Source organism: Arthrobacter sp. JZ12, from assembly GCF_035189165.1.
GTDB lineage: Bacteria > Actinomycetota > Actinomycetes > Actinomycetales > Micrococcaceae > Arthrobacter_D.
The window spans coordinates 450,712-471,490 of record NZ_CP045246.1 but is presented as its reverse complement, the minus strand read 5'-3'; the positions used below and the strand labels follow the sequence as shown (position 1 = coordinate 471,490).

The 20,779-nt window shown below is 61.5% G+C and carries 20 protein-coding genes, 1 tRNA gene and 2 rRNA genes; 14 read left to right on the top strand and 9 right to left on the bottom strand.

Going from position 1 to position 20,779, the window contains the following annotated elements; translation table 11 throughout:
- Positions 1-6: 6 nt before the first annotated feature.
- Positions 7-1,617 (bottom strand): threonine/serine exporter family protein, encoded by a 1,611-nt coding sequence (locus tag GC088_RS02300; RefSeq protein ID WP_416377487.1) that lies wholly within the window; start codon positions 1,615-1,617, stop codon positions 7-9.
- Between the two features lie 50 nt (positions 1,618-1,667).
- The gene (locus GC088_RS02295) at positions 1,668-2,741 is read right to left on the bottom strand and encodes a lipid II:glycine glycyltransferase FemX (RefSeq protein ID WP_323960295.1); all 1,074 of its coding nucleotides are present in this window, start codon (positions 2,739-2,741) and stop codon (positions 1,668-1,670) included.
- Positions 2,742-2,852: 111 nt separating this feature from the next.
- On the opposite strand from GC088_RS02295, the gene GC088_RS02290 reads away from it, so the two are divergent.
- The 10 genes from GC088_RS02290 (at position 2,853) to GC088_RS02245 (ending at position 9,029) form a co-directional block, all read left to right on the top strand.
- On the top strand, positions 2,853-3,857 hold the full coding sequence (locus GC088_RS02290; RefSeq protein WP_323960293.1) for an aldo/keto reductase family protein: 1,005 nt from the start codon (positions 2,853-2,855) through the stop codon (positions 3,855-3,857).
- Positions 3,854-4,699: an NAD-dependent epimerase/dehydratase family protein gene (locus GC088_RS02285; protein WP_323960292.1), complete on the top strand. Its 846-nt coding sequence runs from the start codon at positions 3,854-3,856 to the stop codon at positions 4,697-4,699. Before GC088_RS02290 ends, GC088_RS02285 begins: the two co-directional genes overlap by 4 nt.
- 113 nt (positions 4,700-4,812) lie before the next feature.
- Positions 4,813-5,232, top strand: coding sequence for a hypothetical protein (locus GC088_RS02280; RefSeq protein WP_323960291.1), 420 nt, complete (start codon positions 4,813-4,815; stop codon positions 5,230-5,232).
- Between the two features lie 27 nt (positions 5,233-5,259).
- The gene (locus GC088_RS02275) at positions 5,260-5,583 is read left to right on the top strand and encodes a hypothetical protein (protein WP_323960290.1); all 324 of its coding nucleotides are present in this window, start codon (positions 5,260-5,262) and stop codon (positions 5,581-5,583) included.
- Between the two features lie 76 nt (positions 5,584-5,659).
- Positions 5,660-6,106 (top strand): hypothetical protein, encoded by a 447-nt coding sequence (locus tag GC088_RS02270; RefSeq protein WP_323960289.1) that lies wholly within the window; start codon positions 5,660-5,662, stop codon positions 6,104-6,106.
- Complete coding sequence (locus GC088_RS02265; RefSeq protein WP_323960288.1) at positions 6,103-6,378, top strand: hypothetical protein; 276 nt, start codon at positions 6,103-6,105, stop codon at positions 6,376-6,378. The genes GC088_RS02270 and GC088_RS02265 overlap by 4 nt, the downstream gene beginning before the upstream one ends.
- 45 nt (positions 6,379-6,423) lie before the next feature.
- Entirely contained in the window at positions 6,424-6,705 is a 282-nt protein-coding gene (locus tag GC088_RS02260) for a hypothetical protein (RefSeq protein WP_323960287.1), read from the top strand.
- Between the two features lie 66 nt (positions 6,706-6,771).
- A complete protein-coding gene (locus GC088_RS02255) occupies positions 6,772-7,098 on the top strand; it encodes a hypothetical protein (RefSeq protein WP_323960286.1) in 327 nt (108 codons plus the stop codon).
- Between the two features lie 71 nt (positions 7,099-7,169).
- Positions 7,170-8,027 carry an SDR family oxidoreductase gene (locus tag GC088_RS02250; RefSeq protein WP_323960285.1) on the top strand — a complete coding sequence of 286 codons (858 nt, stop codon included), beginning with the start codon at positions 7,170-7,172 and terminating at the stop codon, positions 8,025-8,027.
- 105 nt (positions 8,028-8,132) lie between these two features.
- Positions 8,133-9,029, top strand: a complete 897-nt coding sequence (locus GC088_RS02245) for a DNA/RNA non-specific endonuclease (RefSeq protein ID WP_323960284.1) — start codon at positions 8,133-8,135, stop codon at positions 9,027-9,029.
- A 173-nt stretch (positions 9,030-9,202) separates the two neighbouring features.
- On the opposite strand, the gene GC088_RS02240 is transcribed toward GC088_RS02245, so the two are convergent.
- From GC088_RS02240 to GC088_RS02230, 3 genes are all read right to left on the bottom strand, one after another.
- Positions 9,203-9,526: a hypothetical protein gene (locus GC088_RS02240; RefSeq protein ID WP_323960283.1), complete on the bottom strand. Its 324-nt coding sequence runs from the start codon at positions 9,524-9,526 to the stop codon at positions 9,203-9,205.
- Between the two features lie 83 nt (positions 9,527-9,609).
- A tRNA-Thr gene (locus tag GC088_RS02235) sits at positions 9,610-9,686 on the bottom strand.
- Between the two features lie 119 nt (positions 9,687-9,805).
- A complete protein-coding gene (locus tag GC088_RS02230; protein ID WP_323960282.1) occupies positions 9,806-10,666 on the bottom strand; it encodes a DsbA family protein in 861 nt (286 codons plus the stop codon).
- Between the two features lie 130 nt (positions 10,667-10,796).
- On the opposite strand from GC088_RS02230, the gene otsA reads away from it, so the two are divergent.
- The 4 genes from otsA (at position 10,797) to GC088_RS02210 (ending at position 15,723) form a co-directional block, all read left to right on the top strand.
- Complete coding sequence (gene otsA, locus GC088_RS02225) at positions 10,797-12,242, top strand: alpha,alpha-trehalose-phosphate synthase (UDP-forming) (RefSeq protein ID WP_323960281.1); 1,446 nt, start codon at positions 10,797-10,799, stop codon at positions 12,240-12,242.
- Complete coding sequence (otsB, locus tag GC088_RS02220; RefSeq protein WP_323960280.1) at positions 12,235-13,020, top strand: trehalose-phosphatase; 786 nt, start codon at positions 12,235-12,237, stop codon at positions 13,018-13,020. The genes otsA and otsB overlap by 8 nt, the downstream gene beginning before the upstream one ends.
- A gap of 147 nt (positions 13,021-13,167) precedes the next feature.
- Complete coding sequence (locus tag GC088_RS02215) at positions 13,168-14,256, top strand: ABC transporter ATP-binding protein (protein ID WP_323960279.1); 1,089 nt, start codon at positions 13,168-13,170, stop codon at positions 14,254-14,256.
- Positions 14,257-14,364: 108 nt separating this feature from the next.
- Positions 14,365-15,723 carry a DUF4032 domain-containing protein gene (locus GC088_RS02210; protein ID WP_323960278.1) on the top strand — a complete coding sequence of 453 codons (1,359 nt, stop codon included), beginning with the start codon at positions 14,365-14,367 and terminating at the stop codon, positions 15,721-15,723.
- A gap of 97 nt (positions 15,724-15,820) precedes the next feature.
- Here the strand turns inward: GC088_RS02210 and GC088_RS02205 are convergent, their stop codons facing one another.
- The 4 genes from GC088_RS02205 to GC088_RS02190 all read right to left on the bottom strand — a co-directional run bounded on the left by GC088_RS02205 (position 15,821) and on the right by GC088_RS02190 (position 20,530).
- Positions 15,821-16,417 carry a hypothetical protein gene (locus tag GC088_RS02205; protein ID WP_323960277.1) on the bottom strand — a complete coding sequence of 199 codons (597 nt, stop codon included), beginning with the start codon at positions 16,415-16,417 and terminating at the stop codon, positions 15,821-15,823.
- Positions 16,418-16,528: 111 nt separating this feature from the next.
- Positions 16,529-17,002, bottom strand: a complete 474-nt coding sequence (locus GC088_RS02200) for an SRPBCC domain-containing protein (RefSeq protein WP_323960276.1) — start codon at positions 17,000-17,002, stop codon at positions 16,529-16,531.
- 84 nt (positions 17,003-17,086) lie between these two features.
- Positions 17,087-17,203, bottom strand: a 5S ribosomal RNA gene (gene rrf / locus GC088_RS02195).
- 189 nt (positions 17,204-17,392) lie between these two features.
- Positions 17,393-20,530, bottom strand: a 23S ribosomal RNA gene (locus GC088_RS02190).
- Positions 20,531-20,779: the final 249 nt, after the last annotated feature.

Sequence of the window (20,779 nt, the reverse complement as noted above, 5' to 3'; positions counted from 1 at the left end):
TTCCGATCAACGACGGCGGTTCCGTCGCCTTTCGTTGCTGCTGAGCTTTCGTGTGAAGGGCCTGGCCAGATTGTCGCCGAGGACAACCCCGCCGGCGATGGCCAGGATGATTGTCAGCGCGTTGAACAGCCCAACCGCTCCCGCACCGGACACATCGCCCTCGATGGTGAGGTCGTACATGGATCGGAAGACGGTGAGCCCCGGGTAAAGGAACATAACCGCCGGGACGGCAACCACCAGCTGCGGCGCTCCCATGCGCAGGGCAACCACACGTGCGAGCATACCGATCAGCACTGCAGCAATCGCCGGCGCAAGCCGATAACCGACGCCCAGGTACACGACCAGCGAGTACAGCAGGAAGCCTGCCGTTCCTATGAGCGCCGTGGGAACGATCAGCGGAATGTCTGTCTGCTCGGCGATACAGATCATGGCAACAGCTATGAACACGAGCACCGCGACGACCGGCAGCGGGTACAGGGAGCCCTCCGACGTCGTAACGTCCAGCTCCGGAACTCCGAGGAAACTGCCAAATACAAGCGCGACGGCGATGCCCGACACCAACCCGGCGAAAACCAGGAAGGCGGACAGGAAACGCCCTGCCGCAGTGACGGGGAACCCGTTGATCGCATCCTGCGTGGCGGAGACCAGTCGGCCTGTAGGGAGCAACAGCAGGATGCCGCCAACCACAACCAGCGCCGGTGAGATTGGCGCATTCAGCCACCACATGAGCATCGCGATCAGGGTCACCAGCCCTGAGGCTGTGGCGGTGGTGAAGAACTCCGGAACCCGCCAGCGGCCCAGCTGGCGCAACAGCAGGTCGACCGCGATGCAACTGACAAAAGCGATCAGCGACCCGAGGGGGCCGCCGCCGATGAAGCCCACGATTGCCGCTGCGAAGATGCCGAATGACGCGGTTACCATCCAGCGTGGAAAGGGCTTGGGTTTGCGTGTGATCTCGTCGAGCCGGCGGATCGCTTCGGACCGGTCGACGCCACCGGCAACGATGTCGGTCACCAACTGGTGAACCCGGGTGAGGCCGGCGTAGTTATTGGTCCAGGACCTCACCACCCGCAGAACCGTTGTGGGTGTCTGGTCCTTGCCCGAGTAGTTGATGATTACCGACTGGTTGGTGATGTCCACCTCGATGTTCTCGAGCCCGAAAGCTGCGGTCACGGCGATGATGCTCGTCTCCACTTCCAGCGCACCGGCGCCGAAACGGAACATGGTCTCGGCGAGGTTGAGGGCAAAGTCCAACGTGCGGCGGGCGCTGACGTCAGGACCACCGACCTGGATCGTGGGATTCGCATAGGGGCTTCCCGCGAGTCGCTCCATCAGGTTCATGGCCTGCGTCGGCGGCGCTTCTCCCTGGACGAGCCGCCGCAGCATTTTGCGCGCTGCAACCTGGGAGCGGTCGGGGCGGGCAGCCTGCGGCGTGATCGGCAGCGCATCGGTAGGGCTGCTTGGGGTCGTGTGCCCGGCCCCGCCGGTCCTTCGGGAGATCTTCGTCCGCGCCTTGCCCGGCGTCGTCGTCCTTGGCACAACCGGCAACGGCTGTGCATTGGGGGAAGGGTTGATTTCCGGGCTCCGGCGCTTGTCTGCACCGGTGTTGTCTGCCACTTCGTGCCCCTTACTTCCTGTCGCGCGTGTTCTTCGCTCTACGCTCCGCTTTAGTAGAACGGCTGGTGCGTCCGCCGCCAATACAGCTGACGCATGACCCGCTCACCGATCTTCTGCCAAGCACGGTACTTCATGGGATTAAGCACCATGTCATAGCAGCCCACGAAGTCCGTGACGGTCTTGGTGAAACTGGTTTTGAACAGGCCCAGGCCATGATGCTGGTGTGTCTTGTCCTTGAGCTGATCGCTCGGCGGCGTGCCGCAGAAGTCGTACTCCACGATGCCGAACTCGGACTTCAGGTCGTTGATCGCCACCCATTGCAGGAGGTGGGAATCCCCGTACTGCGACCGCCCAGGCTTGGAACCGCCGTCCTTGTACGTTCCCTTGCGCCCGTAGTTGATGACAAAGGCACCGACGGAAGGCTCGCCGTCCTCGTGCACGAAGTACAGCCGGCCCTGTCCCGCCGCGACGAAGTTGGACCAGAACCGTTGGTAGTAGTCGAAGGAACGCAGCCGGGCAGCCGACCGGTCCTCGATGTGCGCCATCAAGCGGTACATCGTCCGGAAATTCTCGTCGGTGGGCTCCATGCGCTGCACGGTGACGCCTTCGCGTTCCGCACGCCGCACCGCGTTGCGTCCGCGGGAGTGCAGGTTGCGCAGCAGTTGATTGGGTTCCGGCGTGGTGTCCAGGATTGCCGTGTGGTCGTTCGGCTGCAGGTTGAACGCCTTCTCCAGCCCCGCACGGCGGAAGAGTGCGCGGACCTCCTCGCCGTCGACGATGTCCGGCTCAATCTTCACCGCGAAGACGGGAATTTTCGACTCTCGGATGAAGGCCCGGCACGCGGACAGGACTTCAGGAACGTCCTCGGGAGTTGCAACGTCTGGGCCCTTGATCAGGTACCAGAGCGACCCGAGCAGCGGCACCTTCTTCTCAAGGACCAGGTTGTAGGTCGTGTATTCCGGTGACTCGAACACCAGGAAGAGCGGCTTCCAGCCGTGGTGGGACTTGACCTCCGCGAACGCCGCGGACTGAAGCAGATTGCCGCCTTTCGGGTTGGCGGTGACCAGCGCATCCCAGTTCTTGCGTTCTTCCTCGGTGGCAAATCGCGCGGTAAAGGTACCCATTGTCCTCAATCACAGCTGGTCGGCAGGCGTCGATTCAGTCTAGCCGTTCGTTCTGATCACCTACGGCAGACCCCTGTACCGGCGATCATCAGCATGGATAGCATCGAACGCATGGAATTCAGATACCTCGGCAACAGCGGGCTCAAAATCTCGGAAATCACCTACGGAAACTGGTTGACGCACGGCTCCCAAGTGGAGAACGACGTCGCCACGCAGTGCGTCCGTGCAGCACTCGACGCCGGAATCAGCACCTTCGACACGGCGGATGTCTACGCCAACACCGCGGCTGAGACAGTCCTGGGCGAAGCGCTGAAGGGTGAACGGCGCCAGTCACTCGAAATCTTCACGAAGGTTTGGGGCGCCACCGGCCCCAAGGGCCATAACGACGCCGGCCTGTCCCGCAAGCACATCATGGAGTCGATCGACGGTTCCCTGCAGCGCCTGCAGACCGACTACGTGGACCTCTATCAGGCCCACCGGTACGACCACGAAACTCCCCTGGAAGAGACCATGCAGGCCTTCGCCGACGTCGTACGCCACGGCAAGGCCCTCTACATCGGTGTCAGCGAATGGACGGCCGAGCAGTTGCGCGCCGGGCACGCGCTGGCGAAGGACCTCGGCTTCCAGCTCATCTCCAACCAGCCCCAGTATTCGATGCTCTGGCGGGTCATCGAGGAGAAGGTGGTTCCGACGTCTGAGGAACTGGGCATCTCGCAGATCGTTTGGTCCCCCGTGGCGCAGGGTGTACTTACCGGAAAGTACAAGCCGGGACAGGCGCCGCAACAGGGATCACGCGCGGCGGATGAAAAGGGCGGCGCTGACATGATCAAGCGCTGGATGTCGGATGAAGTGCTCACGGGGGTGCAAAAGCTCCAGCCGATCGCGGATGAGGCGGGATTGAGCATGGCCCAGCTCGCCATCGCCTGGACGCTGCAGAATCCAAATGTCGCTTCCGCGATCATCGGCGCCTCCCGGCCTGAGCAGGTGCAGTCCAACGTCGCAGCCGCCGGTGTGACGCTGGAACCTGTGGTTATGAAGCGGATTGACGAGGTCATCGGGCACCTCGCGGAGACCGATCCGGCGAAGACCACCTCGCCCGAGAAGCGGCCCGCGTGAGGATCGCTGTCACAGGGTCGAGCGGCAAGCTCGGCCGGAGCGTTGTCACGGGGCTGCGCGAGGCAGGGCACGAGGTGCTCGGCCTGGACCTCCGCGGCGAGCGCGGCCCCGATTTCCTTTCTATCGACCTCACAAACTACGGCGATGTTGCGGATGCCTTCCACGGTGTGGACGAACGGCATTCCGGGTTTGACGCCGTCGTGCACCTGGCAGCGATTCCTGCGCCGGGCCTGCAGGCTGACGCGGCGACCTTCCGCAACAACATGAATGCCACCTACAACGTCTTCCAGGCGAGCAGGCGGGCAGGCATCAAGCGCATTGTTCATGCCTCCAGCGAGACGGTTCTCGGGCTGCCCTTCGACGAGGATCCTCCCTATATTCCGGTGGACGAGGAGTACGACGCACGCCCCGAGAGCACGTATTCCATGGTGAAGCACCTCGAGGAGCAGATGGCCATCCAGCTCACCCGGTGGGATCCGGAGTTGAGCATCACCGCGCTGCGGTTCAGCAATGTGATGGATCCGGCTGACTACGCTGACTTCCCGTCCTTCGACGCGGACCCGATGTTGCGGAAGTGGAACCTGTGGGGCTACATCGATGGCCGGGACGGGGCGCAGGCGGTCCTCTGCGCCCTCGAGCACGCTTCGAAGGGGTTCGACCGGTTCATCATCGCCGCGGCCGACACGGTCATGAGCCGATCCAGTGCATCGCTTGCCGCCAAGGTATTTCCCGCCGTCGAACTGGTGAAGGAGGTCGGTGAACACGAGACCCTCCTGTCCATCGACAAGGCCCGGCGCCTACTGGGCTTCGAACCGCACCACAGTTGGAGGGATTCCGTGTGACCGATGGGAGGGAGTTCGCCAGACTCCCTCCCATCGACTGGCCTCCGCCCTTAATGATCAGTAGGCTTACTGAATCGGGTGCCACCCCGAGATAATCGTCGAAAGGATCGGTCATGACTGAGAATCTTCCCGATGAGGAACTGCACGTCGTAGGCGAGGAACCGGACGCTGCCAACCAATCGATAGCACCAGAAGCCCTCGATCCCGTGCAGGATGGACAGCCGGACGACTATCCGACGGCAGCAGAGAATGATCCGGACAACTGGGAACAGGATCCCCTACTCCAGGACGAACCCGGTATCGGCACCGGCGCGGACGCCGACGACCAGAGCCTTCGGGACGAGACCGAGGAAGAGCGCTTCCGGTACGGGAACGAGCAAATTCCTCCCGAGGAACCGACCATCGGAGAGGCGGCAGCCGACGTCGATTTCGGCGAGCCGATGGATGATGAGGAAGCCGACGCGAGCGATGACCCGGCCAACTTCGGTGGCTCTCCGCTCAGCCAGTTCGATCCCGAGGACCTCGACCGCTGATAGCCACCGGCATCCTAGACTGGAACCGTGAAAAAGGTTCCAGCCCTTCTCGTGTCCCTCTGCCTTGCCGGCGCGCTGGCCGGGTGCAGCCAGGTTGAAGAAATTGCCGGTGACGCCGCGTCGCAAGCGGCCGGCGCGGCCGCAGATGAAGTCCGGGCTCAGGTGTGCCGGCTGGTGAGCGATGGCGTCAGCGCGGAAGACCGGGAGATCCTCGGCGGGCTGGTCGATGCCGCTGAGACTGCGGGACTTCCAGCCGAGATCGTCGATCCGCTTCGTGACATTGCGGCCGCCGGTGACGAGGTGCCTGAGGAAGCGGTCAGCCAGCTGGATGAGGCGTGCCGGCCGTCGTAGGCGTCACATATCGCGATTCGATGTCGAATATCCATCAAGTGTTCAAATGAGCTGTTCGTAGCAGTACCTTGTTGCTATGAGAAGCGGCTCCGCCCGAGTCGTGCGTGATGCGACTGCTTATCAGGACGCGGTTGCGCGGTCCGTCAGGGCGGCGTGTGCCCGATGGGTGGCCATCGAGGTTGAATTCGGGCTGTTGAGCGCGGCGGACGTCGATGCCCTTTTAGGGCCGCACTATCCGCCGGCGGGGTGCCTGGCGGCCGAGCGTCGCATCCTTGGCGTGGCCACAAAGGCCGGCCGGGTGCTCTACCCGGGTTTCCAGTTCGATATGGCGGCCCACGCCGTCCGTCCGATCATTGCCGAAGTGGCACAAATTGCTCTGGACGCAGGCTGGAAGGACCGGCACATTCTTCAGTGGTTCGTCGTCGCGAACGGTGAGTTGCACGGTGATCGGCCGGTTGACTATCTGGATGATCCGGTGAGATTGCTTGCCGCCGTGCACGCAGATTTGGAGTCAGTCTGGTGAGGGAAGCCCTCCTCGGTCTGCTAGCTGTGCTGTTTATCGCCGCCTGTGGTGCAGCGACCGCTCCGGGCGACGGTTCCGGTACAGTTTCCCCGCCTCCCGCTTCCGGGGAGATGATTGGGCAGGGCACGGTTTTGTCGGTCGGCGAGGAGCCGCCCGTATTCTGCCTCGGCCCGGTCATGGAGTCCTTTCCTCCGCAGTGCTCGGGGCCGAAGATCATTGGTTGGGACTGGTCCGGCGTCGACCAGTCGACTAGTGCGTCGGAGGTGATGTAGGGGACCTATGCGGTCCAGGGAACCTGGGACGGCACAGCCTTTACCATGACACAGCCGCCTGTCCCACTCTCGCTCTATGATCCGCCGGCCACCTTTGATCCGCGCCTGGATAAGGAGAACCCGGGCAGTAGCACCGAAGAGGAGCTGCTTGCCCTGCAGGAGCAGCTCCATCAGGATGCAGGTACTGAAATACTCACCTCCTGGATCGAGAACGGCTATCTGTTTGTCACGGTGGTGTACGACGACGGCACTCTTCAGGACATCTATGACGCGGACTTTGGGCCCGGCCTGATTGCCGTCCAATCGGCCCTGCGGCCGGTCAGCTGAGAGCTGATTGCGGACTCGCCAAAGACGCCCCACGGAAATGTCGGAGGGCAGCAGTACCTTGGACGCATGAACATTTCAGACCACACTTCCAGCGGTCCAGCGGCCAGCGGTACACAGCCCCCTGCCCGGCATCCTGAGCGTGGGCGCCGCTACTCCATCGAGGAGCTGCGCGACCTCGCGGATCAGGGCGATGCCTGGGCCATTTGTCAGGTGGATCAGTGGGAAAACGAGTTCGCGAACGAGTACGCGGGAACCCTGTCGGAACGGTGCACCGATCCCTCCTGCGAGGGCTACGGGGAGCCGGTGGACACATGCTGCGGGGAGGACGGCGCACCTCTGGACATCGACCACGGTGGTTGGGGCCACAGCGTTGAATGGGTCCGTGCTGCCTGAACCGGGAAGCATTAGAGATTGGTCTTAGTTGCTCCTGAAGCAAGCGTATCCACTTCGAGAAAGGGAGCCTCATGACCATCGTCGTTACCGGAGCAACAGGAGAACTTGGACGTCACGTTGTCCGGCATTTGCTTGCCAGGGGCGTCAAGCCTGCAGAGATAATCGCGGGCGGGCGTAACGAGGAGGTGCTCGAGACACTCTCGGCACTCGGCGTCCTCACCGCAAGGATCGACTACTCAGACCCATCAACCCTGGATGCTGCTTTCGCCGGAGCCGATAAGGTCTTGCTCATCTCCGGAAGCGAGGTAGGCAAGCGCGTTCTTCAGCACAAGGCGGTGATTGACGCCGCCCGCAAGGTTGGCGCCGGTCTGGTTTACACCAGCGCGCCCAAGGCCTCAACGTCATCACTTATCCTCGCACCCGATCACAAGGCGACAGAGGAGATGCTCGAGCAGTCGGGCCTCTCGTACACCGTCCTGCGGAACAACTGGTACTTCGAGAACTACAACAACACAATCCTTCAGGCCGCACAGACGGGGAGCATCCTGACAAGCGCCGGTGATGGTCGCGTGGCAAGCGCCACCAGAAGTGAGTACGCCGAGGCTGCTGCGGTCGCGCTGCTTTCGGATCAGTTTGCGGGCGACGTGCTGGAGCTCGGCGGGGACCATGCCTGGGACATGCGCGAACTTGCAGACGCAGTCGAAGCCGCGTCTGGCCGGGAAGTCGGCGTCGACAACGTCTCTAGCGACGAGCACGTTGCCGCGCTGCAGGGTTTCGGTCTCGATGAGGGAACTGCCGGGTTCGTGGCCGCGCTCGATGCGAACATTGCTGACGGATTGCTCGCCGACACCGACGGCTCCCTCGCCCGGCTGATAGGACGCCCCACAACGTCCCTCAAGGACTATGTCCAGGAGCTAATCGGCAAGTGATCTGTTCCGGGTGCAGCGCCTCATCATGGCGCTGCACCCGCCGGGATCAGCTGAATTTGGTTTGCAGTTAAGGTTGCGGCCAACTGGCCTTGATAGGTTCCGCGGATGGATGCACTTCTGCCCGAGACCCTGACGATGGCCATCGACGACCTGTCCGACCGCCAGGGATACGACGAGAACTTCCTTGGCATACCCCTGCCGTTGCCGTCCCTGCAATATTTCGAGACAACGGTCCTGCCGTACACCAACTTCTCCATCGTGATGCGGCCGGACAAGCGGCTGGCCGCAGTCACTGCACTCGGTATTGACGGTTCGCAGCTGATGGAGCTTGGACGCGAAGGAATCGACTGGAGGCTGGACCCCCGCCTCCCGGAGGACCACCAGACCGGTGAACGCGTCTACGCGCGTAATGGCATTGACAGGGGGCATCTGGTTCGACGGGCATCGGCGGTATGGGGCGGCACCCGGGACCAGGCAGCACAGGCAAATGCCGACACCTTCTTCTACACCAACGCGGCACCCCAGGCAGCCCGCTTCAATCAGAGCCTGGAGCTATGGCTCGGCCTCGAGACGTACCTGTTGGAGAACGCCGCTGATCACGGGCGCCGCCTAACCGTGTTCACTGGGCCAATCTTCAGTGAACAGGACCCCCTCTACAGGGGAACCGAAATTCCGCTGCGTTACTTCAAAATCGCGGCATTCCTTGTGGAAGGTCAGCTCGGCGCCACGGGCTATGTCGTGGATCAGACACCTCAGCTGGGTGAACTTCCTGACGTCCCTCCGCCCGGAGCGCTGGATGAGGCACCTCCCTTGAGACCTTTCCGCACGTTCCAGGTACCGGTCAGAGACATTGAAGCCTTGACGGGCCTCAACCTCGGACAGCTCGTTGCGGCAGACCGCATGCCGATTGCAACCGCCCTGCCCACTGCAACGATCACCTCAGCCTGGCGGCAGCTGTCCAGCCCGGAGTGCCTTGACCTCGATTTCGACTTGCAGAGCTGACCCTTAGGCCGCCGTCCGGAGTCAGCCGGGCGGGGTCCGTTGCAAGGAGGCGAACGAGGACCCCGCCCGGTGAGAACTCTCGCCAGGTCTTGGCGGCTGCTCCCGCATGAAGAATGTCGGTTGAAGCTTGCTGATTCCTTGTGGTCATGACTGAAGAACAGATCTACGCCGGATCAGTAAGGTGCCGGGCTGACGATCTCGCCGTCTTCGATGGTCACAGTGGTTCCCGGCGCAAGCGAGGAACAGTAATCCGAGTCCGACCGCAAACTGTAGCGGTATTCGGCCCTGCCGGGAGTCGTGACCAGTACGTCACAGATCTTGTTCATTTCGGTATCGACCACAGTGGCGGTACCGCTATACCCGCGTTGCTCGCCGGTGAGGAAAAATCCGACGACGACGGCGATCACCGCGAGCGCGACCGCAGACAGTACCGACCAACGGATTACCGGTCCCGCTGCCCTGCGAAGCCGGCTTCCGGTGTTGCCGATTTCAGCCACGATCACGCTCCCCTTTTCTGACATGGTTCTGACAGGACAAAACCCCTCCTGATAGGTGTTTCACCTGATCAGAAGGGGTTTAGTGGAGCCCCCTGCCGGATTCGAACCGGCGACCCCCTGTTTACAAGACAGGTGCTCTGGCCAACTGAGCTAAGGAGGCGAACTGGCCGAGCCAGCGTGCGCAGTCGTCGTCCAGCTACAAGCCGTAGTCACGACGGCGACGCTACACAAGGTTAGCCCAGCGTCGCCGCTGCCGGGAAATTAGGCAGCGGCGACGCGTCAGTTCTTGGCGTCGATCTTCTCCTGGGTGAACGTTACGAAGTCGCTGACTGCGTCGGTGACCTGCTCACCGTCAACGAAGACCGTCGGCGTGCCGTTGATGCCGTACGCGGCCGCCGCATCGGTGCTGTATTTCACCCAGGGACGGAAGGTTCCTCCCTCGAGGCAACCGGAGATGTCGCCGGCTCCGGCCTGCTCGGCCTTGTCCGCGAGTTCTTCATCGCTCAGTTCACCGTTCTGGAAGTTGCCGAACAGAGCGGCTGAGAAGTCCCAGTAGGACTCGGGCGAAGAGTCCGCCACACATGCCAGGGCCGACGCGCTCCGCGAGGAGTACCGCGTCTGCGAGTTGCCGTCCAGGAAGGCGAGGTTGCGGTATTCGAAGGTGATCGCCCCCTCGTCGAGCCAGGTTTTGATCTGCTCGCCGTGGGTCTGCTCGAAGTTCGCGCAGTGCACGCAGTTGACGTCGACGTAGGCAACCACCTGCACCGGTTCGTCCGCAGCAGACGCCTGGATTCCGGGCGGCGGGTCTGCCGGGCTGGGGTCTTCCTCTGGCAAGCTTGCGATGTCCACCTCGCCGGCGTCGGCGGCCGCGAGTTCGGTGCTGGAGGTGAGGGTGATGCCACCGTTCTCGTTGCCGTGCGCAGGTGCGGGACCGGCGTCGGGAATCTGGCCGCGGATGTTCCCGGCAATAATCAAACCGATGATCACGAGGATGGCGATGACCGCCGCGACCACACCCCACTTGATGAGGAACGACGCGCGCTGCTCACGGCGCTTCCGTTCCTCCATGACTTGCCGGGCTTGTTCTCGTGCCTCCACTTTGCGTTGTGCCTTGGTGGGTCGGGGCGTGCTCGGCGTCATTCTTCCTCATCGCTAGTTACGTATGGATACTTCGCGATTTTATGGGACGTGGCTGGGAATTCCCCGACCGCAAGCGCCCCTTGCGACCGGCTAGAGTCGTAAGTAAGGCTACTAACGTCAGGGAGACCGCATGCAATCGGGTGACACATCGTTCGGTGAGTTTGAATTCATAGTCGTTTCCAACCGGCTGCCGGTTGACCGCGTGAACGACGACGACGGCAACGGCACCTGGCGGCGGTCACCTGGCGGCCTGGTCACCGCCCTCGCACCCGTGATGGAGAAGGCAGACGGCGCCTGGGTAGGCTGGCACGGAGCTGCCGACGAGACCCTGAAGTCCTTCGACCACGAGAACATGAGGCTCGTCCCCGTCCCACTGAGCGCAACAGATGTTGAGGACTACTACGAGGGCTTCTCCAACGCGACCCTCTGGCCGCTGTACCACGACGTCATCGCGCCGCCGGAGTTCCACCGTCACTGGTGGGAGTCCTACACGCGCGTCAATGAGCGCTTCGCCGAGGCCACCGCCGCCGTTGCAGCGGAAGGTGCAACAGTGTGGGTCCAGGACTACCAGTTGCAGCTCGTGCCCAAACTGCTGCGCAAGGCACGTCCCGACCTGAAGATCGGCTTTTTCAACCACATTCCCTTCCCACCGCTGGAAATCTACGCGCAACTCCCTTGGCGGCGGCAGGTCATCGAGGGGCTCCTCGGGGCCGACCTGATCGGTTTCCAGCGCCCCAGCGATGCAAGCAACTTCCTTCGCTGCGTTCGGCGTTTCCTCGGCCTGTCGATCCGGCAGCAGCAGGTGCAGGTGAAGGGAGAGGACGGCGCCCCTGACTACGTTTCGCGGGCGGAGGCCTTCCCCATCTCCATCGATGTGCAGCGGATCGTGGACCTTGCGCACCGTCCTGACATCATCGAGCGGTCCAAGGAGATCCGCCGCGAGCTGGGCAACCCCAAGCACATCCTGCTCGGCGTTGACCGGCTCGACTACACCAAGGGCATCGGCCACAGACTCAAGGCCTACGAGGAACTCCTGGCCGACGGCCTGGTCCAGGTGGAGGACGCCGCGCTAATCCAGGTCGCCAGCCCCAGCCGCGAACGGGTTGAACAGTACCGCCTGCTGCGTGAGGAGATCGAGGGCGCCGTCGGACGCATCAACGGCACGTACGACACCATCGCCAACACCGCCATCCGCTACCTCCACCACAGCTATCCCGTGGAGGAGATGGTTGCGCTCTACCTCGCTGCCGACGTCATGCTCGTGACGGCCCTTCGCGATGGCATGAACCTGGTGGCCAAGGAGTACGTCGCCGCTCGTACGGGCAACCGGGGCGCATTGGTCCTGAGCGAGTTCGCCGGCGCCGCCGACACGCTGCGCCAGGCGATTCTGGTCAACCCCCACGACATCGACGGGCTCAAGTCCGCGATCCGATCCGCCCTGGAGATGACTCCAGCGGAAGCGACCCGCCGCATGCGCATCATGCGCCGGCAGGTGCTGCAGAACGACGTCGAACGCTGGTCCAAGGCGTTCCTTGCCGAACTGCAGAACGGAACCAGGGAGGAAGCCCTTGTCTGAGCATCTGGACGCAGAACTGCTGTCCGCGCTCGCCACTGCAGCAGCCACCGACCACTTGCTGGTCGCGCTGGACTTTGACGGCACAATGTCGCCGCTCGTTGACCGCGCGGAAGACGCACGTGCCCTGCCGGGATCTGCTGCTGCCCTCCGCGAGCTGGCGCAGCTTCCGCGCACGACGACGGCGCTCATCTCGGGACGCGCATTGGACAGCCTGCGGCTCGTCGCCTCACCGGAACCGGAAACCCTGCTCATCGGCAGCCATGGGGCTGAAACGTGGACCGGCCCGGACGGTGCTCCCCTGACGCTCACCCCGTCTCAGGTTGAAATTCTCGAACGTGCAACGGATGCGGTGCAGAAGGTGGTGGACGCCCACCCGGGCACCCTCCTGGAACTGAAACCGGCCGGCGTCGTTCTTCACACAAGGACCGCGGACAGCCCAACGGCCGAGGCGGCCACCACCGCTGCACTCACCGCACTCTCAGAGCTCGACGGTGTCCACCTGAGCAATGGGAAGAACGTACTCGAGCTCTCGGTGGTGCAGGCAGACAAGGGGCGGGGGCTGCAGTCGCTGCGCGAACTGACGGGCGCGACGGCGGTGGTGTTTGCTGGTGACGACGTCACCGATGAGCACGCACTCAAAACGCTGACACCGCCGGACGTCGGGATCAAGGTCGGCGACGGTGACACCGCTGCACACTTCAGGATTACGGCGCCCGAGGAACTTGTACATGTCCTTCGAGAGCTCGTCACGCTAAGAAGTGCTGGCGTATCCGCCTGAGTTCATGCCATACTCTCTTCTTGTGACCCAGTTCACGCTCGGTCGACTTCGGCCGCAACGCGACTGAGTCGATTCAAAACTGAAGAGATATTCCATTCACAACGGATCGTCGGGCACGTACCTGCCCGTGAAAAGGATAAGAAAAAAATGGCAACGGTAACGTTTGACCAGGCTACTCGCCTGTACCCGGGCACCGACAAGCCCGCCGTAGACAAGCTCAACATCGAGATCGCAGACGGCGAATTCCTCGTTCTCGTAGGACCCTCCGGTTGTGGAAAGTCCACCTCCCTCCGGATGCTCGCAGGTCTCGAAGATGTCAACTCCGGGCGAATCCTCATCGGCGACCGCGACGTTACCGACGTTCCCCCCAAGGACCGCGACATCGCGATGGTTTTCCAGAACTACGCGCTGTACCCGCACATGTCCGTCGCCGACAATATGGGCTTCGCCCTGAAGATCGCCGGCGTCTCCAAGGAAGAGCGCGCGCAGCGTGTCCGCGAAGCAGCAAAGCTGCTCGACCTCGAGCAGTACCTCGACCGCAAGCCGAAGGCCCTCTCCGGTGGTCAGCGCCAGCGTGTCGCCATGGGCCGCGCAATCGTCCGTAACCCGCAGGTCTTCCTCATGGACGAACCGTTGTCCAACCTGGACGCCAAGCTACGGGTCCAGACCCGCACCCAGATCGCCTCGCTCACCCGCCGCCTCGGCGTCACCACCGTGTACGTCACCCACGACCAGGTCGAGGCTATGACGATGGGCGACCGCGTCGCGGTTCTCAAGGACGGCATCCTTCAGCAGGTCGACACCCCCCGCAACCTCTACGAGCGTCCGCAGAACGTCTTCGTTGCAGGCTTCATCGGCTCCCCCGCCATGAACCTGCTCGAGCTGCCCACCTCCGAGGCCGGCGTGAAGTTCGGCGACACCACCTACCCCGTCCCCCGCGAGGTGCTCAGCTCCGCACATGGTGCCACAGTGACCCTGGGTGTCCGTCCCGAGGATCTTGCGCTGGCTCCCGCCGGTGAAGGCCTGCAGGTGGAGGTCGACGTCGTCGAGGAGCTCGGCGCGGACGCTTACCTCTACGGGCACACCACGCTCGACGGACGGGAGCACGACATCGTGGCACGCGTCGACGGTCGCCGCCCTCCGATGAAGGGCGACACCGTTTACGTCCGCCCGGAGAAGGGCCACGTGCACCTCTTCGACACCAAGGACGGACTCCGCCTGGCGGACCACGTGTAACACTGGCGCCGGCTAGCGCTTAGGTACTCATCCAGGGCGGTGGCCCCTGTCGGTTGACGGTAAGATCAACCGCCAGGGGCCACCGTCGTCGTATAGGACAAACCACCCATGACTGATTCGACCCAAGCCAATTGGCACGATGAACCCACGGACTACAACCAGCCCGGCAAGTTGCCCCGGTCCGGAAGCGCTCTGGGCGAAAGTGCCTTGGGGTCCCTGAATATCACCGCCGCGGCAACTGACCCCGAGCTCCTCGATCTGCCCTGGCACCTGGCCCTGGAGGAGTGGCCGGCCGAGTATCTCGCTGCCCTTCCGCGCGGTATATCCCGGCATATCGTGAGGTTCGCCCACCTCGGCGGCTCCGTGATCGCCGTGAAGGAAACCGGCGAACACATCGCACGGCATGAGTACCACATGTTGCGTAAGCTTCAGCGCCTGGACGTTCCCTGCGTGGAGCCCGTTGCGGTCATCACCGGCCGAAAGTCCCTGGACGGCGAGGATCTCGATCCTGTCCTGGTGACCCGGCACCTGAAGTTCTCCATGCCGTACCGTGCACTTTTCTCACAGATGCTCCGCAAGGACACCCTGACCCGTCTGATCGACGCGCAGGCCCTTCTGCTGGTGCGGCTGCACCTCATTGGGTTCTACTGGGGCGACGTCTCGCTCTCCAACACGCTCTTCCGCCGCGATGCCGGCGCTTTCGCTGCTTATCTCGTGGACGCCGAAACCGGAGAGCTCTACCCGGAGCTCTCGAACGGGCAGCGCGAGTACGACCTCGAGATCGCTCGTGTGAACATCGCCGGTGAACTGATGGACCTCTCGGAAGGCGGCCTCATCGAGGAGAAGGTGGATCCCCTCGCCACCAGTGAGCTGATCATGGACAGCTATCGCAGACTGTGGGCAGAGCTCACCGAGCAGGAGTCGTTTGAGCTTGGCGAGCGGTGGCGGGTGAACGCCCGTATCCGTCGGCTCAACGAGCTTGGTTTCGACGTCGAAGAGTACGCGATCAAGACTGTCTCGGAAACATCGCAGATCCAGTTGCAGCCCAAGGTGGTCGACGCAGGGCATCACAGCCGCCGCCTCATCCGCCTCACCGGCATTGACGCCCAGGAGAACCAGGCCCGGCGCCTCCTGAACGATATGGACGCTTACAGGGCCGACAACACGCCCGGTCTCGACGAGGAAATCAGTGCGCACCAGTGGGTTGCCCACGTTTTCGAACCGATCGTCCGGGCGGTCCCCCGTGAGCTGGGCGGGAAGCTGGAGCCGGCGGAAGTGGTGCACGAGGTGCTTGAACACCGCTGGTACATGTCTGAGAAACAGGACCGCAACGTGCCGCTGGCGGAAGCTGTTCAGTCCTACCTCGATTCGGTTCTACGGCACCGACGTGATGAAGCGGCGATCATGCTGACTGCGGACACAAAGACGCTCGACATTATTAGCGGCGGCTCTCAGGCGGAGGACTAGATCCTCCCGCTGAAACCGGCAGAACACGAAAGCGTCCGCGGTCACCAGGCATGTAGCCCGGTAACCGCGGACGCTTTTCCTTATGCGGTGTTTCCGATTACGGAATTACCTGGCCGCAGTCGATCGGCTGTCCCTGGAACTCGTGTACGCCAGGACCGGCAGTCTCGCAGAACTGGAGCACTTCCTGAGTGAACGGGACAAGCGCAATAATTCCGATGATGGCAATGATTCCTGTGATCACGCCGATGGCCCCGATGATGATTCCCGCCAGTGCGAATCCATTGCCCATACCGGCCTTGCGCGATTTCACCATTGCGATGATCGAGATGATCAATCCGACGATGGAGATCGGCCAGATGATGGAACAAATCAGGCCGACAATCCCGAGCGTCTTGCCTGGGTTCTCAGCAGGCTGACCGTATCCGGCTGGTGTTGCGTAAGGCGATCCGTACGGCGAGCCCTGCGACTGTCCGTATCCGGCCGGCTGCTGGCCGTAGGGCTGCCCGTAGCCGGAGGACTGTCCGTAAGGCTGGTTGGAGGGCTGATCGGAGGACTGTCCGTACTGTGGTCCGGAGGACTGCCCGTACGGCTGGTTCGACGACGTCGGCTGCTGCCACTGCTGCCCCGCCGGATAACGGGACGGGTCATCCTGACCGCTTTGCGAGCCTGGCTGGCCGTTGCTGTTGTCTGACACGTCGTCTCCCCATTCTTCAGGTTTTCGCCATCATCGATGCGATGGCACTAATTGCGCTTAGTCTATCTCTCGAGCCTGCCGGGCACCGGGATCACCGCTGCAGGCTCTGCCCTATCCACCCATGAAGCGCTGATAGCGCTGCAGAGCCTGATCCCAGTCAGGGGCTGCAGCGAATTGCTCCTGTCCGGCAGTCCCTGCGCTCCAGCTGTCGTGAACCACCCGTACACGAGTTCCCGCGGACTCTGAAGTGAATGACACCGTAACGCGAGTGGAGGAATGAGGTTTACCGTCGAGGTGCCAGGTCAGCGTCAACACTGAATCATCTTCCGTCGGCACCAACGTTGCCCACAGGGCGGTCCTCCCCTCGGGGTCTTCCTCGAAGAGTTCACCGCCGGTGAATTCGGGATGCGTACCTTCACCGAACTTGGTCTGCTCCGCAGGCCACCAAAGGTGAATCCCGTCGGTGAAGCCGGCGAAGGCGTGCGCGGCGCTATGAGGGACTACTACCTCGGAGCTGATCACCTTGGGCAGTGCCGTCTCTGTTCGGTCAATAGAGTGCTCTGCATGGGAGAAGATGCTGTCCATGATGTGACCTTAGTGTGTTGGTGGTGTGGTGGTTAAAGCGGAAAGGGCCTCACCATCATGGTGAGGCCCTTGCCTGTAAATGTTGTCCGGCGGTGTCCTACTCTCCCACACTCTCTCGGGTGCAGTACCATCGGCGCTGTGGGTCTTAGCTTCCGGGTTCGGAATGGGACCGGGCGTTTCCCCCACGCTATGACCGCCGTAACCCTGTTACCCGCCCCCGAACACGTGTTGGTGTGTGGGGTGGGAAGTCTTGTGGTTACAACTTCGTGGTTATGACTAACCTGTATTCAGTTGTGTGTGGTTCCCCAACTACCTGGGGGTTGTTGGTTGGGAACCGCATAGTGGACGCGTAGCACCCCGTGTTCCCACCAGTGGTGGGGGGGTTTGTGTGGTGTCAAGTTATCGGCGTATTAGTACCGGTCAGCTTCACGAGTCGTTAGTCCTCGCTTCCACATCCGGCCTATCAACCCAGTGGTCTAGCTGGGGGCCTCTCACACCAAATGGTGTATGGAAATCTCATCTTGAAGCAGGCTTCCCGCTTAGATGCTTTCAGCGGTTATCCCATCCGAACGTAGCTAATCAGCGGTGCACTTGGCAGTACAACTGACACACCAGAGGTTCGTCCGTCCCGGTCCTCTCGTACTAAGGACAGCCCTTCTCAAATTTCCTACGCGCGCAGCGGATAGGGACCGAACTGTCTCACGACGTTCTAAACCCAGCTCGCGTACCGCTTTAATGGGCGAACAGCCCAACCCTTGGGACCTACTCCAGCCCCAGGATGCGACGAGCCGACATCGAGGTGCCAAACCATGCCGTCGATATGGACTCTTGGGCAAGATCAGCCTGTTATCCCCGAGGTACCTTTTATCCGTTGAGCGACGGCCATTCCACAATGTGCCGCCGGATCACTAGTCCCGACTTTCGTCCCTGCTTGAGATGTCTCTCTCACAGTCAAGCTCCCTTGTGCACTTACACTCGACACCTGATTGCCAACCAGGCTGAGGGAACCTTTGGGCGCCTCCGTTACTTTTTGGGAGGCAACCGCCCCAGTTAAACTACCCATCAGGCACTGTCCCTGACCCGGATTACGGGCCGAAGTTAGATATCCAGAGTGACCAGAGTGGTATTTCAACGATGACTCCACCCGAACTGGCGTCCGGGCTTCACAGTCTCCCACCTATCCTACACAAGCCACACCGAACACCAATACCAAACTATAGTGAAGGTCTCGGGGTCTTTCCGTCCTGCTGCGCGTAACGAGCATCTTTACTCGTAGTGCAATTTCGCCGAGTTTATGGTTGAGACAGCGGGGAAGTCGTTACTCCATTCGTGCAGGTCGGAACTTACCCGACAAGGAATTTCGCTACCTTAGGATGGTTATAGTTACCACCGCCGTTTACTGGGGCTTAAATTCCCAGCTTCGCCCACAAGGGGCTAACCGGTCCTCTTAACCTTCCAGCACCGGGCAGGAGTCAGTCCGTATACATCGTCTTGCGACTTCGCACGGACCTGTGTTTTTAGTAAACAGTCGCTTCCCCCTGGTCTCTGCGGCCCCGATCCGCCTCCGGACAGCAAGTGTCCATCACGGTTGGGGCCCCCCTTCTCCCGAAGTTACGGGGGCATTTTGCCGAGTTCCTTAACCATAATTCTCTCGATCGCCTTAGTATTCTCTACCTGATCACCTGTGTCGGTTTGGGGTACGGGCAGTTGGAACCTCACGCCGATGCTTTTCTAGGCAGCATAGGATCACCGGATCCCCACCCATGGTGGGGCCCATCGGATCTCAGAGTCGGTATCAAAACCAGGACCACGGATTTGCCTATGATCCCTCCTACATCCTTAGACCGGGACAACCATCGCCCGGCCCGGCTACCTTCCTGCGTCACACCTGTTAATACGTTTACCTCCCAAGATCAGGTCCCACGCTCCCCACCAACACTGGGTCCGAAGACCACTCGATGGTGGTTTGGGTGGTTAGTATCCCTTGTTCAGTAGGGGCGGTTCTTCACCGGTACGGGAATATCAACCCGTTGTCCATCGACTACGCCTGTCGGCCTCGCCTTAGGTCCCGACTTACCCAGGGCAGATTAGCTTGACCCTGGAACCCTTGATCATTCGGCGGACGGGTTTCCCACCCGTCTTTCGCTACTCATGCCTGCATTCTCACTCGTGTAGGCTCCACCACTGGTTTACACCGCAGCTTCACCGCCCACACGACGCTCCCCTACCCATCCACACTCCTGAACCACGAAGGCTAGGAACAAATGTGAATGCCACAACTTCGGCGGTGTACTTGAGCCCCGCTACATTGTCGGCGCGGAATCACTTGACCAGTGAGCTATTACGCACTCTTTCAAGGGTGGCTGCTTCTAAGCCAACCTCCTGGTTGTCTGAGCAACTCCACATCCTTTCCCACTTAGCACACGCTTAGGGGCCTTAGTTGGTGGTCTGGGCTGTTTCCCTCTCGACTATGAAGCTTATCCCCCACAGTCTCACTGCTGCGCTCTGACTTACCGGCATTCGGAGTTTGGCTGACGTCAGTAACCTTGTAGGGCCCATCGGCCATCCAGTAGCTCTACCTCCGGCAAGAAACACGCAACGCTGCACCTAAATGCATTTCGGGGAGAACCAGCTATCACGAAGTTTGATTGGCCTTTCACCCCTACCCACAGCTCATCCCCTCCATTTTCAACTGAAGTGGGTTCGGTCCTCCACGACGTCTTACCGTCGCTTCAACCTGGCCATGGGTAGATCACTTCGCTTCGGGTCTAGATCACGCCACTCACTCGCCCTATTCAGACTCGCTTTCGCTACGGCTACCCCACACGGGTTAACCTCGCGACGTAACACTAACTCGCAGGCTCATTCTTCAAAAGGCACGCCATCACCGGAACAAAGCCGGCTCTGACGGATTGTAGGCACACGGTTTCAGGTACTATTTCACTCCCCTCCCGGGGTACTTTTCACCTTTCCCTCACGGTACTGGTCCGCTATCGGTCATCAGGGAGTATTTAGGCTTACCAGGTGGTCCTGGCAGATTCGCACGGGATTCCTCGGGCCCCGTACTACTTGGGATACATTCCAAGCGGCAGCACGCATTCCGGCTACGGGACTCTCACCCACTCCGGTCGGGCCTTCAAACCCATTCACCTATACGCCTGCACTCACTTCACCAGCCCGGCAGAACTGGCACGGAACGTCCCGCAACCCCAGTGATGCAACGCCCGCCGGCTATCACACACCACTGGTTTAGCCTCATCCGCGTTCGCTCGCCACTACTAACGGAATCACTATTGTTTTCTCTTCCTGTGGGTACTGAGATGTTTCACTTCCCCACGTTCCCTCCACGCACCCTATGTGTTCAGGTACGGGTCACTCAGTCACTCGCACGCTGAGCGGGGTTTCCCCATTCGGACATCCTGGGATCACCGTTCGGTTATCAACTCCCCCAGGCTTATCGCAGATTCCCACGTCCTTCTTCGGCTCCTGATGCCAAGGCATCCACCGTGTGCCCTTAAAAACTTGACGATCACACACAACCAACACACCAACCCCAAAAGGCCGGCACATCAATCGCGTGCACACAAAAATTTAAGATGCTCGCGTCCACTATGCAGTTCTCAAACAACAACCCCAACACACACCCCCACCACCCCAACCAGGGCAACAGGAAGTCATGCGCAGGAAACCAGAAACACCAGAAAAACCACACCCAACCCCACCACAAAAAAGCAGGACCAAAGCATGGGCTCCTGTTGCCTCAGGACCCAACAGTGT

What these genes read in the sequence shown, in the direction of transcription:
- GC088_RS02200 (WP_323960276.1), bottom strand. Translation starts at nt 17,002, where the DNA reads ATGGACAGCATCTTCTCCCATGCAGAGCACTCTATTGACCGAACAGAG.
- GC088_RS02250 (WP_323960285.1), top strand. Translation starts at nt 7,170, where the DNA reads ATGACCATCGTCGTTACCGGAGCAACAGGAGAACTTGGACGTCACGTT.
- GC088_RS02290 (WP_323960293.1), top strand. Translation starts at nt 2,853, where the DNA reads ATGGAATTCAGATACCTCGGCAACAGCGGGCTCAAAATCTCGGAAATC.
- GC088_RS02295 (WP_323960295.1), bottom strand. Translation starts at nt 2,741, where the DNA reads ATGGGTACCTTTACCGCGCGATTTGCCACCGAGGAAGAACGCAAGAAC.
- GC088_RS02280 (WP_323960291.1), top strand. Translation starts at nt 4,813, where the DNA reads ATGACTGAGAATCTTCCCGATGAGGAACTGCACGTCGTAGGCGAGGAA.
- GC088_RS02210 (WP_323960278.1), top strand. Translation starts at nt 14,365, where the DNA reads ATGACTGATTCGACCCAAGCCAATTGGCACGATGAACCCACGGACTAC.
- GC088_RS02245 (WP_323960284.1), top strand. Translation starts at nt 8,133, where the DNA reads ATGGATGCACTTCTGCCCGAGACCCTGACGATGGCCATCGACGACCTG.
- otsA (WP_323960281.1), top strand. Translation starts at nt 10,797, where the DNA reads ATGCAATCGGGTGACACATCGTTCGGTGAGTTTGAATTCATAGTCGTT.
- GC088_RS02260 (WP_323960287.1), top strand. Translation starts at nt 6,424, where the DNA reads ATGACACAGCCGCCTGTCCCACTCTCGCTCTATGATCCGCCGGCCACC.
- GC088_RS02230 (WP_323960282.1), bottom strand. Translation starts at nt 10,666, where the DNA reads ATGACGCCGAGCACGCCCCGACCCACCAAGGCACAACGCAAAGTGGAG.
- GC088_RS02255 (WP_323960286.1), top strand. Translation starts at nt 6,772, where the DNA reads ATGAACATTTCAGACCACACTTCCAGCGGTCCAGCGGCCAGCGGTACA.
- GC088_RS02215 (WP_323960279.1), top strand. Translation starts at nt 13,168, where the DNA reads ATGGCAACGGTAACGTTTGACCAGGCTACTCGCCTGTACCCGGGCACC.
- GC088_RS02270 (WP_323960289.1), top strand. Translation starts at nt 5,660, where the DNA reads ATGAGAAGCGGCTCCGCCCGAGTCGTGCGTGATGCGACTGCTTATCAG.